Origin of the sequence: Plantibacter flavus, from assembly GCF_051487245.1 — a bacterium.
GTDB lineage: Bacteria > Actinomycetota > Actinomycetes > Actinomycetales > Microbacteriaceae > Plantibacter > Plantibacter flavus_B.
The window spans coordinates 240,208-253,565 of sequence record NZ_JAHVDH010000003.1; the positions used below are offsets into that span (position 1 = coordinate 240,208).

At 68.0% G+C, this 13,358-nt stretch carries 18 protein-coding genes; 7 read left to right on the forward strand and 11 right to left on the reverse strand.

The window, feature by feature from the left end:
- The first annotated feature begins 37 nt into the window (after positions 1 to 37).
- On the forward strand, positions 38 to 337 hold the full coding sequence (locus KXS11_RS08225; RefSeq protein WP_437385073.1) for a helix-turn-helix domain-containing protein: 300 nt from the start codon (positions 38 to 40) through the stop codon (positions 335 to 337).
- A gap of 13 nt (positions 338 to 350) precedes the next feature.
- Here the strand turns inward: KXS11_RS08225 and KXS11_RS08230 are convergent, their stop codons facing one another.
- The 4 genes from KXS11_RS08230 to KXS11_RS08245 all read right to left on the reverse strand — a co-directional run bounded on the left by KXS11_RS08230 (position 351) and on the right by KXS11_RS08245 (position 1,837).
- Positions 351 to 659: a hypothetical protein gene (locus KXS11_RS08230; protein ID WP_437385074.1), complete on the reverse strand. Its 309-nt coding sequence runs from the start codon at positions 657 to 659 to the stop codon at positions 351 to 353.
- Positions 660 to 870: 211 nt separating this feature from the next.
- On the reverse strand, positions 871 to 969 hold the full coding sequence (locus KXS11_RS08235) for a 30S ribosomal protein bS22 (RefSeq protein ID WP_003792170.1): 99 nt from the start codon (positions 967 to 969) through the stop codon (positions 871 to 873).
- A 138-nt stretch (positions 970 to 1,107) separates the two neighbouring features.
- Positions 1,108 to 1,302 carry a helix-turn-helix domain-containing protein gene (locus KXS11_RS08240; RefSeq protein ID WP_056013890.1) on the reverse strand — a complete coding sequence of 65 codons (195 nt, stop codon included), beginning with the start codon at positions 1,300 to 1,302 and terminating at the stop codon, positions 1,108 to 1,110.
- Positions 1,303 to 1,432: 130 nt separating this feature from the next.
- Positions 1,433 to 1,837, reverse strand: coding sequence for an ArsR/SmtB family transcription factor (locus KXS11_RS08245; RefSeq protein ID WP_437385075.1), 405 nt, complete (start codon positions 1,835 to 1,837; stop codon positions 1,433 to 1,435).
- 70 nt (positions 1,838 to 1,907) lie between these two features.
- Between KXS11_RS08245 and KXS11_RS08250 the strand changes: the two genes are divergently transcribed.
- Together KXS11_RS08250 and KXS11_RS08255 are read left to right on the forward strand one after the other, a co-directional pair.
- Complete coding sequence (locus KXS11_RS08250; protein WP_437385076.1) at positions 1,908 to 3,350, forward strand: TrkH family potassium uptake protein; 1,443 nt, start codon at positions 1,908 to 1,910, stop codon at positions 3,348 to 3,350.
- Complete coding sequence (locus KXS11_RS08255) at positions 3,343 to 4,014, forward strand: potassium channel family protein (RefSeq protein ID WP_437385077.1); 672 nt, start codon at positions 3,343 to 3,345, stop codon at positions 4,012 to 4,014. The genes KXS11_RS08250 and KXS11_RS08255 overlap by 8 nt, the downstream gene beginning before the upstream one ends.
- Positions 4,015 to 4,142: 128 nt before the next feature.
- Here KXS11_RS08255 and KXS11_RS08260 read toward each other — a convergent pair whose 3' ends face one another.
- Positions 4,143 to 4,619 (reverse strand): GNAT family N-acetyltransferase, encoded by a 477-nt coding sequence (locus KXS11_RS08260; protein WP_437385078.1) that lies wholly within the window; start codon positions 4,617 to 4,619, stop codon positions 4,143 to 4,145.
- A gap of 66 nt (positions 4,620 to 4,685) precedes the next feature.
- Here KXS11_RS08260 and KXS11_RS08265 point away from each other — a divergent pair, with 66 nt between their 5' ends.
- Positions 4,686 to 5,285 (forward strand): TetR/AcrR family transcriptional regulator, encoded by a 600-nt coding sequence (locus KXS11_RS08265; protein WP_437385079.1) that lies wholly within the window; start codon positions 4,686 to 4,688, stop codon positions 5,283 to 5,285.
- Positions 5,282 to 5,782, forward strand: coding sequence for a GNAT family N-acetyltransferase (locus KXS11_RS08270; RefSeq protein ID WP_437385080.1), 501 nt, complete (start codon positions 5,282 to 5,284; stop codon positions 5,780 to 5,782). The genes KXS11_RS08265 and KXS11_RS08270 overlap by 4 nt, the downstream gene beginning before the upstream one ends.
- Positions 5,783 to 5,797: 15 nt before the next feature.
- Here the strand turns inward: KXS11_RS08270 and proC are convergent, their stop codons facing one another.
- From proC to tadA, 3 genes are all read right to left on the reverse strand, one after another.
- A complete protein-coding gene (gene proC, locus KXS11_RS08275; RefSeq protein ID WP_437385081.1) occupies positions 5,798 to 6,640 on the reverse strand; it encodes a pyrroline-5-carboxylate reductase in 843 nt (280 codons plus the stop codon).
- Between the two features lie 52 nt (positions 6,641 to 6,692).
- Positions 6,693 to 7,880 carry a MarP family serine protease gene (locus tag KXS11_RS08280; protein ID WP_437385082.1) on the reverse strand — a complete coding sequence of 396 codons (1,188 nt, stop codon included), beginning with the start codon at positions 7,878 to 7,880 and terminating at the stop codon, positions 6,693 to 6,695.
- Between the two features lie 95 nt (positions 7,881 to 7,975).
- Entirely contained in the window at positions 7,976 to 8,458 is a 483-nt protein-coding gene (gene tadA / locus KXS11_RS08285; RefSeq protein ID WP_437385083.1) for a tRNA adenosine(34) deaminase TadA, read from the reverse strand.
- Positions 8,459 to 8,509: 51 nt separating this feature from the next.
- Here tadA and upp point away from each other — a divergent pair, with 51 nt between their 5' ends.
- Both upp and KXS11_RS08295 read left to right on the forward strand, forming a co-directional pair.
- Positions 8,510 to 9,142 carry a uracil phosphoribosyltransferase gene (gene upp / locus KXS11_RS08290; RefSeq protein WP_437385084.1) on the forward strand — a complete coding sequence of 211 codons (633 nt, stop codon included), beginning with the start codon at positions 8,510 to 8,512 and terminating at the stop codon, positions 9,140 to 9,142.
- Between the two features lie 491 nt (positions 9,143 to 9,633).
- On the forward strand, positions 9,634 to 10,344 hold the full coding sequence (locus KXS11_RS08295) for a winged helix-turn-helix domain-containing protein (protein ID WP_437385085.1): 711 nt from the start codon (positions 9,634 to 9,636) through the stop codon (positions 10,342 to 10,344).
- Between the two features lie 183 nt (positions 10,345 to 10,527).
- Here KXS11_RS08295 and KXS11_RS08300 read toward each other — a convergent pair whose 3' ends face one another.
- Genes KXS11_RS08300 through KXS11_RS08310 form a run of 3 tightly spaced genes read right to left on the reverse strand, consistent with a single transcriptional unit; the run spans position 10,528 to position 13,270 of the window.
- On the reverse strand, positions 10,528 to 11,526 hold the full coding sequence (locus KXS11_RS08300; protein ID WP_437385086.1) for a DMT family transporter: 999 nt from the start codon (positions 11,524 to 11,526) through the stop codon (positions 10,528 to 10,530).
- Positions 11,526 to 12,818, reverse strand: a complete 1,293-nt coding sequence (locus KXS11_RS08305) for an AI-2E family transporter (RefSeq protein ID WP_437385087.1) — start codon at positions 12,816 to 12,818, stop codon at positions 11,526 to 11,528. The genes KXS11_RS08300 and KXS11_RS08305 overlap by 1 nt, the downstream gene beginning before the upstream one ends.
- Positions 12,815 to 13,270 carry an Asp23/Gls24 family envelope stress response protein gene (locus KXS11_RS08310; RefSeq protein WP_437385088.1) on the reverse strand — a complete coding sequence of 152 codons (456 nt, stop codon included), beginning with the start codon at positions 13,268 to 13,270 and terminating at the stop codon, positions 12,815 to 12,817. Before KXS11_RS08310 ends, KXS11_RS08305 begins: the two co-directional genes overlap by 4 nt.
- Positions 13,271 to 13,358: the final 88 nt, after the last annotated feature.

A 13,358-nucleotide genomic window follows, 5' to 3' on the forward strand; every position in this document is an offset into this window, starting at 1 on the left:
CTGGCAGGCGCGCGTCATGGTCCGTTGTCATTGAGTCATGCCTGCACATTCCGACGCCGCGACGATCCTCGGCGAGCGACTCCGCACCGTCCGAAACGAGCGACAGCTCACGCTCGAGGACCTCGGCGACCTGGCGGAGATGCACTGGACGAACATCGGCAAGATCGAGCGCGGACAGGTGCACCCGAGCGTCGAGACGCTTGTCCGGTTGAGTACCGCGCTCGATGTCGACCCCGGCACGCTCATCGCCGGACTGCACGCGGACATGTACCCGGGGCGGACGCACAAACTGACCGCGCGCGACCTCATCGAAGCGCGCCGGGCACAGGAGAGCTGACACCGCTTCGGGATCAGAACGTCACTCGCCAGAGGTACTGACCACCACCGGGCCTGAACCAGGACACCTGCAGGCTGCTCGACCTCGAGAGGTCGCTCCCGAGCACCTCGACCTCCAGCGCACTGCCGGGCGGCACCCGGCACGGCGCGACGGCCGGGAGCAGCCCGGGACCGACCAGTCGCACCGTCACCCAGTGCGCTGCTTCGACACTCACGTTTCGCAGACGATAGCGCGGAGCGTCGTCGCGTTCGACGACGAACGGCACCCGGTACGCGAGCTCGCGACGGTTGCGGTGGGCGGAGAACGGCGGCTCGCTGGTCATGGGAACGACGCTACGGACGACCCCCGACGATCCCAGTCCGAATCGTGGCCGACCGACGCGCTCTGTGGACAATCACGCCTCACGGCACCCTGTGCAGCACGGTCGAACCGGGCAGGACGCGGAACCGACAACGCCAGAAAGCGCCGTGCCCGAATGGGCCGGCGCTTCCGGTGGACGCGAAGGCGTCTACAGCTCCTGTCGGAGCGGCAGGCTACTTCTTGTTGCGACGCTGGTGACGGGTCTTGCGAAGCAGCTTGCGGTGCTTCTTCTTCGCCATACGCTTGCGGCGCTTCTTGATAACAGAACCCACGGATTACCTCACAGAATTGGGGGGCTTGGCCGCAGGGATCGCGACCGAAGAGAACAAGTCTTGTCGACAGTCTAGCCGATCCGAGCGCGCGTCGTTCACACGACGTTCGCCGAAGGGCTGCTAAAAGGGGCTGGACGATCAGCCGGCATCGGCGACCGGGCGCTGCCGGACCGCGTCGACAGCCGTCTCCGGAACCCGGAACGATTTCCCGAACCGGATCGCCGGGAGCTCCCCCGAGTGCACGAGGCGGTACACGGTCATCTTGGACACGCGCATCATCTCGGCGACCTCGGCCACGGTGAGGAACCGGACATCGGCAGCATCCTGCGTCATCGAACCCCTCCTCGTCGCCTGGTCACAGTGTCGAACAGCGCTCCGACGACCGGTGCGCTGCATGGCAACTCTAGAGTGCCGAGCGGTGTCCTGTACATCCCCTGTGTGAACGGTATGGAACGCACCGGGGTTACGGGCGGAGCTTCTTCGTGACCGCCTGTACCGCGTGCGACATGTCCGCGGCCACCTTGCCGACGGTGCCGGCGACGGCTTTGGCCTGATCGGGCAGGGAGAGGCTCGCGAAATCGACGCCGTCGTCCGCGTAGTCGACGCTGAGGAACGGGATGAGCCAGTCCTCGACGTCTTCGAGCGGTGCGTAGTCGAGGCTGTAGTAGCGGTGCTGCCCCTCCTCGCGCACCTCGACGAGGTCCGCCTCGCGAAGCACCTTCAGGTGCTTCGACACCGTCGGTTGGCTGAGGCCGAGCTGCGCGACGATCTCGGAGACGCTCGTCCCCGCTCCGCCGTGCCGTTCGAGCAGCAGCGCGAGGATGTCTCGCCTCGTGGTGTCAGCGATCACGTCGAAAATGTCGGCCATGGCTCAACGATAGTGACCGATCGCACGGAGTACCATTGCCAGGCGCAGTCCGGAAGTGTTGAGGGGTCAGATGAGCGGCAATGCCATGCAGCGCCACCGCGACATCATCGCGCGCCACGGCTTCGCCCGCATCCGCGAGATGATCAGCGACTTCGCAGCGAAATCGACCTCCCGCTTCGCGATCCTGGTGTTCAGCTTCCTGATCTTCGTCTTCACTCTGCTGTTCTCACTGCCGATCGCGGCTGCCGACGGCAAGGCGACACCGCTCGCCGATGCGCTCTTCACCGCAGTGTCGGTCATCTGCGTCACCGGCCTCTCCACCGTCGACATGGCGACCCATTGGTCGTTGTTCGGACATGTGCTCGTCTTCATCGGCGTGCAGATCGGCGCGCTCGGCGTCCTCACCCTGGCCTCGATCCTCGGATTCGTCATCGCGCGGCGCCTCGGCCTCCGGCAGAAGCTCATGGCGGCCAGCGACACCAATCCGCTCCGCTCCCACCATGGCCCGGTCGCCGAAGGTCAGGCCGTGCGCCTCGGCGAGATCGGCAACCTCCTGGTGACCGTCGCCGTGAGCGCCCTCGTCATCGAGGCCGCGCTCGCCGTCCTGCTCTTCCCACGGATGCTGCTCGACGGCATCAACCCTTGGGACGCGGCCTGGAACAGCGTGTACTACGCGGCGATGGCGTTCACGAACACCGGCTTCACCCCGAACGCGGAGGGCCTCGCCGCATTCGAGAACGACTACTGGTTCTTGAGCATCCTCATGCTGGGCGTCTTCCTCGGGAGCATCGGGTTCCCGGTGATCTACGCACTCAGCCGCAACTTCCGCCGCCCGAGCCGTTGGTCACTGCACGTCAAGCTGACGCTCGTGACGACGGTCATCCTCTTCTTCGCCGGGGCGCTCGCCTTCATCCTCCTCGAGTTCAACAACCCGGAGACCTGGAACAAGTGGAACCTCTGGGACACGATCTTCCAGGGCTTCTTCCTCTCCGCGATGACGAGGTCGGGCGGCTTCTCCACGGTCGACATCGGAGACCTCAACGGGTCGACCCTCCTCGTCGCGGACATGCTCATGTTCATCGGCGGCGGGTCGGCGTCAACCGCCGGTGGCATCAAGGTCACGACGCTGGCCGTCCTGTTCCTCGCCGCGTTCGCCGAGGCGCGAGGGCGCGAAGGGGTCGAGGTCTTCCGCCGCCGCATCCCCCAGGACGTGCTGCGCGTGGCCGTCAGCGTCGTCCTCTGGGGTGCGACGATCGTCGCGCTGTCGACGATCATCCTCCTCCAGATGACCAAGGAGCCACTCGACCACGTCCTCTTCGACGTCATCTCCGGATTCGCCACGGTCGGCTTGAGTACCGGGCTCGCAGCGGACCTCCCCGACCCCGGCGTGTACGTCCTCGCCGTCACGATGTTCCTCGGACGCGTTGGTACAGTGACACTCGCAGCAGCGGTGGCCGCCAGCCAGAGCGGCCAGCTGTTCAAACGACCTGAAGAGAGGCCCATCGTTGGCTGACCGCATCAAGCACGACGCACCGGTGCTCGTCATCGGCCTCGGACGGTTCGGCGCCGCGTGTGCCGGCGAACTCGACCGCCTCGACCGCGAGGTCCTCGCCATCGACGACAACTCGGAGCTCGTCCAGAAGTGGTCGGACCGCGTCACCCACACCGTGCAGGCCGACGCCAAGAACATCGAGGCATTGCGCCAGATCGGTGCGCAGGACTTCTCCGTCGCCGTCGTCGCCGTCGGCTCGTCGATCGAAGCGAGCGTCCTGATCACGGCGAACCTCGTGGACCTGAAGATCCCGCAGATCTGGGCGAAAGCCGTCTCGCAGTCGCACGGCAAGATCCTGGCCCGCGTCGGCGCGAGCCACGTGATCTACCCGGAGCGCGAGGCCGGTGAGCGTGTCGCGCACCTCGTGTCGGGTCGCATGCTCGACTTCATCCAGTTCGACGACGACTTCGCGCTCGTGAAGATGTACCCGCCGAAGCCCATCCGCGGCTTGAACCTCACCGAGTCCGGCGTGCGCACGAAATACCGGATCACCGTTGTGGGAGTGAAATCGCCGGGCAAGCCGTTCACCTACGCGACGGCCGACACGGTCGTGTCGAACCACGATCTGATCATCGTCTCCGGCACCTCAGCCGACATCGAGCGCTTCGCCTCGCTCGAGGGCTGACCCTCCCCTTCCCCCTGTTCAGAATTCAGGGAACTGTGCGGCGCAACTCCCGTACAGCCCCGATTGCTGGCGGGAATCGGCCATGCGCGCGCGATCGGGACGAGAATCCCTGAATTCCGAACAGGAGTTCAGGTGAGGGATCGGGCGTAGCAGCGGGAGCGCGGTTCGTCGACATAAGCGCCGAAGCTCGGAATGGGCGAGTAGCCCTCGCGCTCGTAGAACCGCATCGCATCGGGTTGGGCCGTGCCCGTCTCGAGGAGCAACCTGCGCAGACCCAGCGCGCGCGCCTCGGCCTCGAGCGCACGCAGGATCGCCGTGGAGACACCGGTGCCCCGCGCGGTCGGTTCGACGTACATGCGTTTGACCTCTGCCGAGCGGTCCTGTCCTGACCGCTCGACATCGAGCAGCCGCAGGCCACCGCAGCCGACGCCGTGGCCCGTGGGGTCGGTCGCGACGAGGAACAGCTCGATGTCGCTGGCGGTCGGAGGACTTCCCGGCTCGTGGTCGTCGCTCCCGTAGCGTGCGTCGAGTTCCGCGCGCTGTGCCGTGCGGAGGCGCGTCCCCTCCTCGTCGTCCCAGTCGACCCGACTGATGCTGAACTCCATGTGACTCCATCCTCTGCATTCCGTAACAGACGATACGGTAACATGCGTTTCGAGGTGATCGAGAACATGGCGAGAACGAAGGACCCAGCGGCGCAGGAGCGCATCTCCCAGGCAGTCTGGGAGGTGCTCGGCGAGCGCGGCCCACAGGGCCTGACCTTGCGCGCCGTCGCCGCACAGGCCGGCTGCACGACCGGCCTGGTGCTGCACCGCTTCCCCGACAAGCGGTCACTCCTGCTGCACGCCCGCGACCTGCTCCACGAGCGGACGGCGGCGCGCACCGTCGCGCTCGAAGAGGCCGCCGACTCGTCGGCCGCGGCGCTCAGGACAGTCCTGCACCACGCACTCTCACTCACCGACGTCGCGCGGCAGGAGTCGCGCGTGTGGCTCGGCTATCTGGCTGCCGCCCTCGACGACGACGTGCTCGCCGCCCGGCACCGCGCCGGCCACACGGTGTTCGTGGAGCGCACCAGACGGTTGGTCGGCGCGATACGCCCCGAGCTCTCCACCACCGACGTCGTGTCGACCGCGACGATCCTGGTGTCCTACGTCGAGGGCGCGAACGCGCTCAGCACAGCGGACGACGAACGTTACGACGCAGCGGCCCAGCTCGCCGGGCTCGACCGGCTACTGTCGGTCCTCGGGCTCGACGGGGTGACGGCCCCGTGATCGTCGCCCCGCTGTCGATGACCGCGCCGGCGGTCCGTGCTGAGCTGTCCGCCCTCCTGCTCGACTATCACCGGCAGACCGAGGCCGAGAAGGCGACGGGTGGCACGATGACGGAACCCGCATCGGCGCAGGCTGATGCGCTTCCGGAGCGCTACCGCGCCGAAGTCGTGGACCCCGCACGGGCGTTCGCCGGACAGACCGTGCTGCTCGCGGCCGACGGTGCCACCCTGCTCGGGTGCGTGGTGCTGACCGGCGGACCGGAACCCGAGCTCAAGCGACTCTGGGTCACGCCCGCGGCGCGCCGACGAGGCGTCGCGGGCGCACTCATCGACCATGCTGCGACACTCGCGACGGAGCGCGGCGACCGAACCCTGAGATTGTCCGTCTGGTCGTGGCGCGAGGCGGCGATCGCGCTCTACGAGCGCAGCGGGTTCGCGCCAGCCGCCTCCTGGGACGACCGTCCGGAGCTCAGCTGCTTCATCCGTCGCCTCACCTGATGGCGGCGCGGCCGCTCAGGAGTTGGACATCTCCTGGGCACGGGCGATGGCTGCTGCGGCGGCCCGGTCGAAGGTCTCACGGAAGCCGGCGTCCGCCAGGACGGCGAGTGCTCGTTCGGTGCTGCCCTTCGGGCTCGTGACGTTGATCCGCAGCTGCTCAGGGCTCTCCCCCGTGCTCGCCAGCAGCTCGGTCGCACCGCGGAACGTGCCGTTCACCATGACCGCTGCCTGCTCCGGGGTGAACCCGAGGCCGATGGCCGTGCGTGTCAGCTCCTCGACGAGGTAGTACACGTAAGCCGGCCCCGAACCGGAGATGGCGCTGAGGGCGTCGATCTGCGACTCGGGGATGACGACGACCTGACCGACCGTCTCGAACAGGCGGGTGACGACCGCGAGGTCCGCGTCGCTCGATCGCGCCCCGGCGGCGAGCCCGGTGACACCGAGACCGACATAGGAAGGGGTGTTCGGCATCGAGCGGAGCACCGGGACGGACTCGGGGAGGGCTGCCTCGAACGCGGCACTGCGGATACCGGCGGCGAGGCTCACGACGATCGTGCCCGGTTGCAGCACATCGGCGATCTCGGCCAGCAGCTCCGCGACCATGTACGGCTTCACCCCGACGAGCACGATCTTCGCGGCGGCTGCAGCACGACGGTTGCCGTCGGGCTCCCGCTCGAGGGCGATGGAGGTCACTCCGGGCAGCTCGGCCAAGGCATCGGCCTTCGCGATGGTGCGGTTCGTGACGGTGATGCCACCGTCGACCTCGACACCCGGCTGGACGAGACCGCGCAACACGGCCCCTCCCATCGAACCGGCTCCGAGGATGGCGATGCTGGGCAGGCTGATCGTTTCACTCACCCTGCGAGTCTAGGCACGCGCGGGCGGCGCGGCACCTGCCCGACAGGGCGGTTCAGCCGGCGACGCAGGATCCCGACGGCACCGCGGCCTGGAGCGAGTCGGCGAGGGCGACGACGGGCAGGACCTCGTCCATCGCCAGGGCGTAGCCGATGGGTGCCGAGTTCGCGTCGCGGGCGAAGATGACGCCGGTCACCTCGCCCGCCTCGGTGAGCAGCGGCCCACCGGAGTTGCCCGGCTGCACCGATCCGGACAGCGTGATGACCTGACGGCTTGCGGGGTTCGCGCCCGTGATGTCGGCGACGAGGCTCGGGCCGACGATGATGACCTGCGCGCCGCCAGCGGTGTACGGCCCGCCGTAGGGGTAGCCGGCGACGACCGCCGTGGAGCCCGGCGCGGGATTCGCGACGAGCGGCAACGGGCGGGCGCCGAGGTCGTCGACGCGGATCACGGCGAGGTCGTCGACCGGGTCGAAGTACACGATGCGTCCGGCGCGTGGCATCTCGCCGGGCACCTCGACGACAGGGGCGGTGACGCCCGCGAGCACGTGCGCGTTCGTCATGACGAGGTCGTCGGCGAAGACGAAGCCGCTGCCGGTGAGACTGCGCGAGCAGGACTCGGCGGTGCCGCTGATGCGGACGACGGACTGCGCTGCCGTCTGCAGTGCTGCCGTCGAGGTGTCGAGCTGCGGGACTGCTGGGACGTCCGTCGTCCCGCCGAAGGCTTCGATGACACGCTGGGCTCCGCCATCGACGACGGTGGACCGGAGCTGTGCGAGCGTGCTCTTCACCTCGACGGGCGTGACGCGGTCGATCGTGCCGATGACCGCTGACGAACCGACAGCCTGAGCCAGCAGGGGGATGCCGAGCGCGCCGACGCCGAGCGCCGCCGTCACGAGGACGAGCGCGGTGACCACGAGGTTGAGCGCGGCACCGAGGAGCCGCTCGAGGCCGCGCAGAGGAGTCTGGCGGACGACCGAGCCGATCGCTCCGCCGATGAGCGCACCGAGGGTGTACCCGATCCCGAGGATCAGGACCGCAGCGCCGACGGCCGCCCAACCGCGCCACTGTGCGTCGGGCACCCAGGACGCGACGAGCGGGATCGCGAAGAAGGCGCCCACCCCGCCGGCGGCGAGACCGACGATGCCGCCGAGGCTTCCGAGGAGCCCTGCGCGCCACCCGCGGATCGTGAATCCGAGCAGGATGACGACGAGGACGATGTCGAGGATCACGCCGGGTTGCATCCTGCGATCCTGCCATCACCCGCCGACAACGGCCTCCGGGAATGCTGGGAGCCGGGGAACCCGGTCGCGGAACCTCGGCGCGCCCTCCGACCGACTCAGAGACCGCCGCCGGCGTCGGCGTCAGGGCCGCGGAAGAAGTCGGTGAGCAGCCGGGAGCACCGCTCGGCCTCGACGCCCGCGAACACCTCGACGCGGTGTTGGAGCCGACGGTCGCGCAGGACGTCGTAGACCGAGCCGACAGCGCCCGCCTTCTCGTCCCAGGCGCCGAAGACCACCCGAGGGATGCGAGCTGCGAGGATCGCACCGGCACACATGACACAGGGTTCGAGCGTCACCACGAGGGTGAGTTCAGTGAGATGCCAGTCGTCGAGAGCGGCTGCAGCACGGCGGATCGCGACGACCTCGGCGTGTGCGGTCGGATCGGTGTGCAACTCGCGCTCGTTGCGTCCCACCGCGACCACCGAGCCGTCGGGAGCGACGAGCACCGCGCCGACAGGCACGTCCTCCGTGGCGAGCGCGGCCTGCGCCTCAGCGAGCGCGAGCTCCATCCACGCGGCGAACTCCGCAGGTGCGTGCATCCGTCATCTCCCCGAAATCCTGGCCGCCGCGTGAGCGACTAGATTGATCGTATGCGAGTGCACGTAGCCGACCACCCTCTGATCACCCACAAGCTCACGGTGCTGCGTGACAAGACCACCCCGTCGCCCGTGTTCCGGGCCCTCACGGAGGAACTCGTCACGCTCCTCGCCTATGAGGCGACGCGCGAGGTGACCGTCGAAGAGGTGACCATCCAGACACCCGTCACCGAGACCGTCGGTGTCCGGATCAGCGAGCCCCGGCCGCTCGTCGTTCCGATCCTCCGCGCAGGCCTCGGCATGCTCGAGGGCATGGTCAAGCTCCTTCCCACGGCTGAGGTCGGCTTCCTCGGCATGGTGCGCAACGAGGAGACGCTCGAGCCGACCACCTACGCCGAGCGCCTTCCGGACGACCTGTCCGACCGTCAGTGCTTCGTCCTCGACCCGATGCTCGCCACCGGCGGCTCGCTCGCCGCGGCGATCGACTTCCTCTTCCAGCGCGGCGCCATGCACGTCACGGCCATCTGTCTCCTCGCCGCCCCCGAGGGCATAGAGCGTCTCGAGGCCGAGACCGCCGGTAAGGACGTCACCATCGTCCTGGGCGCCCTCGACGAAAAGCTCGACGAGAACGGCTACATCGTCCCGGGCCTCGGTGACGCAGGTGATCGCCTCTACGGCGTCGTCTGACCCAGGTTCCGCCGAGATGAGGCGGATCGTCGTTCTCCCGAGTGGAGCGACGATCCGCCTCTTCGTCATTCCGGGCCGACCTGGCAATCCCCACGCAATAAAACGTCATCTGACGCATCCGCTTGACAGGATCCGGGGGAATCCTGTTGTATTGCGAACTATGACGACCAACGCGCCCACCCCGACCTCCTTCGAGGCCCCAGGGTATGCCGGCATGATGATGCCCGGCCGCGCTGTCATGTGCTGTCGAATGTGTCGCTGAACCGACCCCAGCACCGGCACTGATTCCAGTCGCCACTGCTCTGAGCACCGCCGAGTCCGCCGCTCCCCCACCCGGTGAGCCGACTCCCGGACGAACCCCGTCCGCTCCCTGGCCCAGCGCCACCTCCCGAATCGCGGGACCGCATCACTGCCCACAGGCAGGCGGGATCACCGAAGCGCATCGCGCACGATTCGCCCAGCAGCATCATCATCTCCAAGGATTTCCGCTCATGTCTCTTGCAGCCGTTCAGACCCCCCGCCCCGCCCGCCAGCTCTCCGCCGTCGAGGACACCCCTCGCAGCGCTGCCCCGCACGTTCGCGCCGTGCCGGCCGGGCCCGAAGCTCGCGGCTTCGTCCTCTACGTCGGGCTCGACGAGGCCAAGGCGCAGGCCGCCGGAACGAGCCTCGGCGAGATCGTCGAAGCGATCAAGGCGCTGACCGCACAGTTCGCACCGGAGGCCGAGACGCACGCCGCCGTCGCCCTCGCGCCGCGCGGCGCAGGTGGCCGCGACCTCGACGTCGTCCGCCTGGCCCTCCAAGACCCCTCGGCACTCGCCGCCCACCGTGACGAGGTCGCGGACGAGGAGGAGCAGGACCGCGCCCACGCGGGTGTCGTCGTCGACATCTCGCGCAAGCGTCTCGTCCTCGACAATGAGGCAGCGCCGCTCACGTACAAGGAGTTCGAGCTGCTGCAGTACCTGGTGCTGCGCGAGGGCCGGACCATCGAGCGCGCCGAACTCATCTCCTCGCTGTGGAAGGCCGGCGACGAGGAGGAGGTGCCGAACGAACGCACCATCGACGTCCATGTCCGTCGCCTCCGCGCGAAGCTCGGCCGCTACGAGGACATCGTTCGCACCGTCCGTGGCGTCGGCTACCGCTTCGACCGCCACGCTGACGTCTCGATCCGCTACGCCAGCACGCCGTCGCCCGACCTGTTCTGAGCCGCCCCTCGACACGCTCGGGGAGAGCGCGGCGTTCGAGGACGGGCGCGACGTCCGGGGACCCCCCGTTCAGCTCGGAGGCCCACGGCACACGCCCGGCGCCGGGTCCATGCTCGCCTCGGGAAACACGACAGGCCCAGTGAACGGACATCCGTTCTCTGAGCCTGTCGAACGGCCGGGCCGCTACTTCACGCGGGGCCGCTCACCAGGCGCCGGGATCGGACGCATCGCGAGGGTCCAGACGCCGTAGACGGCGATCGCTCCGGCCACGACGAAGGCGACCAGCGCGTACCAGGGTGCGTTCGAGGCCTCACCGAGCACGACGATGCCGATGCCGACCGCGACGAGCGGATCGACGACCGTCAGGCCGGCGACCACGAGGTCGGGCTGGCCACTCTGATGCGCCTTCTGCACGAAGAAGCCACCGAGAGCTGCTGCGGTGAGCAGTCCGATGATGCCCACGACGGTGAGACCCTCGAAGTTCTGCGTGATGACGCGGTTGATGACGACCTTCGCGAGGGTCACGACGAAACCGTAGAGCACACCGGCCGCGACCACGTAGAACACCGTGTGCAGCTTTCGACGCCAGAGCGCGTACGCGGCACCGAGTCCGATCGTCACGACAGCCAGCATGATCAGGATGATGATGAGCTGCGGTTGACGGATGGGCTCCTCCACCGCGTACAGCGCGGCGACGATGACGAAGAGACCGATGCCGGCGACGCACAGGACCATCGCGCGGATCTGCTCCTTGCTGACCTTCACCTTCGTCACGCGTGCGTTCAGCAACGCGGTGATGACGAGGGCGATCGCACCGAGCGGCTGCACCACGATGAGCGGCGCGAACGCCAGCGCGACGAGCTGGAACACGATGGCGAGGCCGAGGAGCAGGGTACCGATCAGCCAGGACGGGCGACCGAGCAGCTTCGGGATCTGCTTGAGCCCGAACGCCGACGACGCCGCCTCGACCTTGCCGACGCCTCGCGACTGCAGCTGCGTCCCGACCGCGAGGAAGAATGCGCCGACGAGCGCGATCGGGATACCGATGGCCTGATACGGGGTCACGGAGATCGTGGGGATGTCGACCTCACCGACGAACCCCGCGGCCTGAGCGGCGACACCGAACGCACCCGACACGGCGAACGCTCCGAGCGCGAGTGCCGGGAAGGAAGCCGCCGTCATCACTGCACCGCCGACTTCGAACCGGCGGACGGCTTCACCGCGGCCGGGGTCTCCGCGTCACCGAGCTTGTGCTCCGGGACGAGTTTCGCGTCCTGGCTCGGGAAGACCACCTTCTGCACGATGATGATGACCGAGGCGGCCACCGGGATCGCGACCAGGGCCCCGAGGATGCCGCCGAGTGCGCCACCGCCGAACGCCGCGATGACGACGAGTGCACCCGGTACGGCGACCGCGCGGTTCATGATGCGCGGGCTCAGGATGTACGCCTCGACCTGCATGTAGACGAGGTAGTAGATGATCGCGATGAGTGCCACCTGCGGCGAGATGAACAGGCAGAGGGCGCTGTTCACGATCGAGGCGCTCAGGGTTCCGACGAGCGGGATCATCGACCCGATGAAGGCGAGCAGGGCGAGGAGCGGCGGGAACGGTGCACCGATGATGCTCAGGAAGATGAAGCTCAGCACACCGTTGACGAGCGCAAGACTGATCTGTCCGACCACGTACCGGCCGACCGCCTGGGTGATCTCCTCCGTGACCTGAGCGAAGCCCTCGCGACGGTAGGCGGGGACGAAGCGGTAGGTGACCGACTTCATCGAGCGCAGCGACGCGAGGAAGTAGAGGGTCAGGATGAGGACGATGATCGCGCCGGTGATGCCCGACGCGACACCAGCACCCACCGCGACGATGCCGCCGCCGATGTTCAGCAGGTTGTTCGGGTCCTTGAAGAAGGCGAACACGTCGGAGAGCGCGGAGTCGATGTCGAAGCTGCTACCGACCGTGCTCTGCACCCAGGCCACGAAGTCGCTGTTCAGGAACTGCTGGGAGATCTTCGGGTAGTCGTTCACGAGGTTGGTGATCTGCTCGACGAGCAACGGCACGATCGCGAAGATGATGCCGACGAACGCGCCGATGACGACCAGGAAGACGATGGCGATGGCGAGCGGCCTCGGCACCTTCTTCTCGAGCCAGGAGACGAGCGGGTCGAGGCCGAGAGCGAGGAACAGCGCCACGCCGACATAGATGAGCGTCGTGCTCAGTGTCGACACGATGCTGCCGAGCAACAGCGCCACGAGGACGCCGATGCCACCGACGAGGCCGATACGGAACGCGTTGATGCGAACGCTCGGTGCGGAGGGGCGCAGCGCGGCGATGGCCGCTGCAGAGGGCGCCTTCGATACGGCTTCCTTCGCAGCAGCCTGTTGGCGCTTGGCCTCCTCATGCTTGGCACGCCGCGCCTCGCGATCCTCCGGCGAAGCGGAGAAGCCGGGCAGCCGCAGGTTCAGACGCTTCATCGTGGGGTCTCCTCTGTCGTGGTTTCGGTGGTCTGATTCGCGGCGTCCGCGTCGACCGGGTCGATCTCGGTGACGTGGACGTCGTTGACGGTGACGTCGATCTCCCCGATGGTCATGCCGAGCAGGACGGTGATCGCGTTCGCGATCTCGCTGCGAACCTCGGCAGCGACCTCCTGCACGGGGTGCGGGTACTCGACGACGATGACGGCCTGGACGGAGATCGTCCCGTCGTCGTTCGTCACGCTCACACCCTGCGAGAGGTCGGCTTGACCGAGCACCTCGCGCAGCACGCCGATCGCGCGGGTCGTGACGTCGCCGAGCGCGTACACGCCCGAGACTCGGGAAGCGGAGAGGCCGATGACCTTGCCGACGACCGAGTCCTGCACGGTCGTGGTGCCGGGAACCTCTTCACCACCCGCCGTCGCGTCCGGGTCGGACTGGAATCTGTGCATCCTGCGTCTCCTTCGTGAGGCGGTCGCGTGGACCTGCTCTCTGTGCCTACAGTAGTGAGACGGAGCTCGTACCGGAGATGTCACGGTC

Coding starts and splice junctions, on each gene's coding strand:
- KXS11_RS08225 (WP_437385073.1), top strand. CDS start 38: ATGCCTGCACATTCCGACGCCGCGACGATCCTCGGCGAGCGACTCCGC.
- KXS11_RS08230 (WP_437385074.1), bottom strand. CDS start 659: ATGACCAGCGAGCCGCCGTTCTCCGCCCACCGCAACCGTCGCGAGCTC.
- KXS11_RS08240 (WP_056013890.1), bottom strand. CDS start 1,302: ATGACGCAGGATGCTGCCGATGTCCGGTTCCTCACCGTGGCCGAGGTC.
- KXS11_RS08245 (WP_437385075.1), bottom strand. CDS start 1,837: ATGGCCGACATTTTCGACGTGATCGCTGACACCACGAGGCGAGACATC.
- KXS11_RS08250 (WP_437385076.1), top strand. CDS start 1,908: ATGAGCGGCAATGCCATGCAGCGCCACCGCGACATCATCGCGCGCCAC.
- KXS11_RS08260 (WP_437385078.1), bottom strand. CDS start 4,619: ATGGAGTTCAGCATCAGTCGGGTCGACTGGGACGACGAGGAGGGGACG.
- KXS11_RS08265 (WP_437385079.1), top strand. CDS start 4,686: ATGGCGAGAACGAAGGACCCAGCGGCGCAGGAGCGCATCTCCCAGGCA.
- KXS11_RS08280 (WP_437385082.1), bottom strand. CDS start 7,880: ATGCAACCCGGCGTGATCCTCGACATCGTCCTCGTCGTCATCCTGCTC.
- tadA (WP_437385083.1), bottom strand. CDS start 8,458: ATGCACGCACCTGCGGAGTTCGCCGCGTGGATGGAGCTCGCGCTCGCT.
- upp (WP_437385084.1), top strand. CDS start 8,510: ATGCGAGTGCACGTAGCCGACCACCCTCTGATCACCCACAAGCTCACG.
- KXS11_RS08295 (WP_437385085.1), top strand. CDS start 9,634: ATGTCTCTTGCAGCCGTTCAGACCCCCCGCCCCGCCCGCCAGCTCTCC.
- KXS11_RS08300 (WP_437385086.1), bottom strand. CDS start 11,526: ATGACGGCGGCTTCCTTCCCGGCACTCGCGCTCGGAGCGTTCGCCGTG.
- KXS11_RS08305 (WP_437385087.1), bottom strand. CDS start 12,818: ATGAAGCGTCTGAACCTGCGGCTGCCCGGCTTCTCCGCTTCGCCGGAG.
- KXS11_RS08310 (WP_437385088.1), bottom strand. CDS start 13,270: ATGCACAGATTCCAGTCCGACCCGGACGCGACGGCGGGTGGTGAAGAG.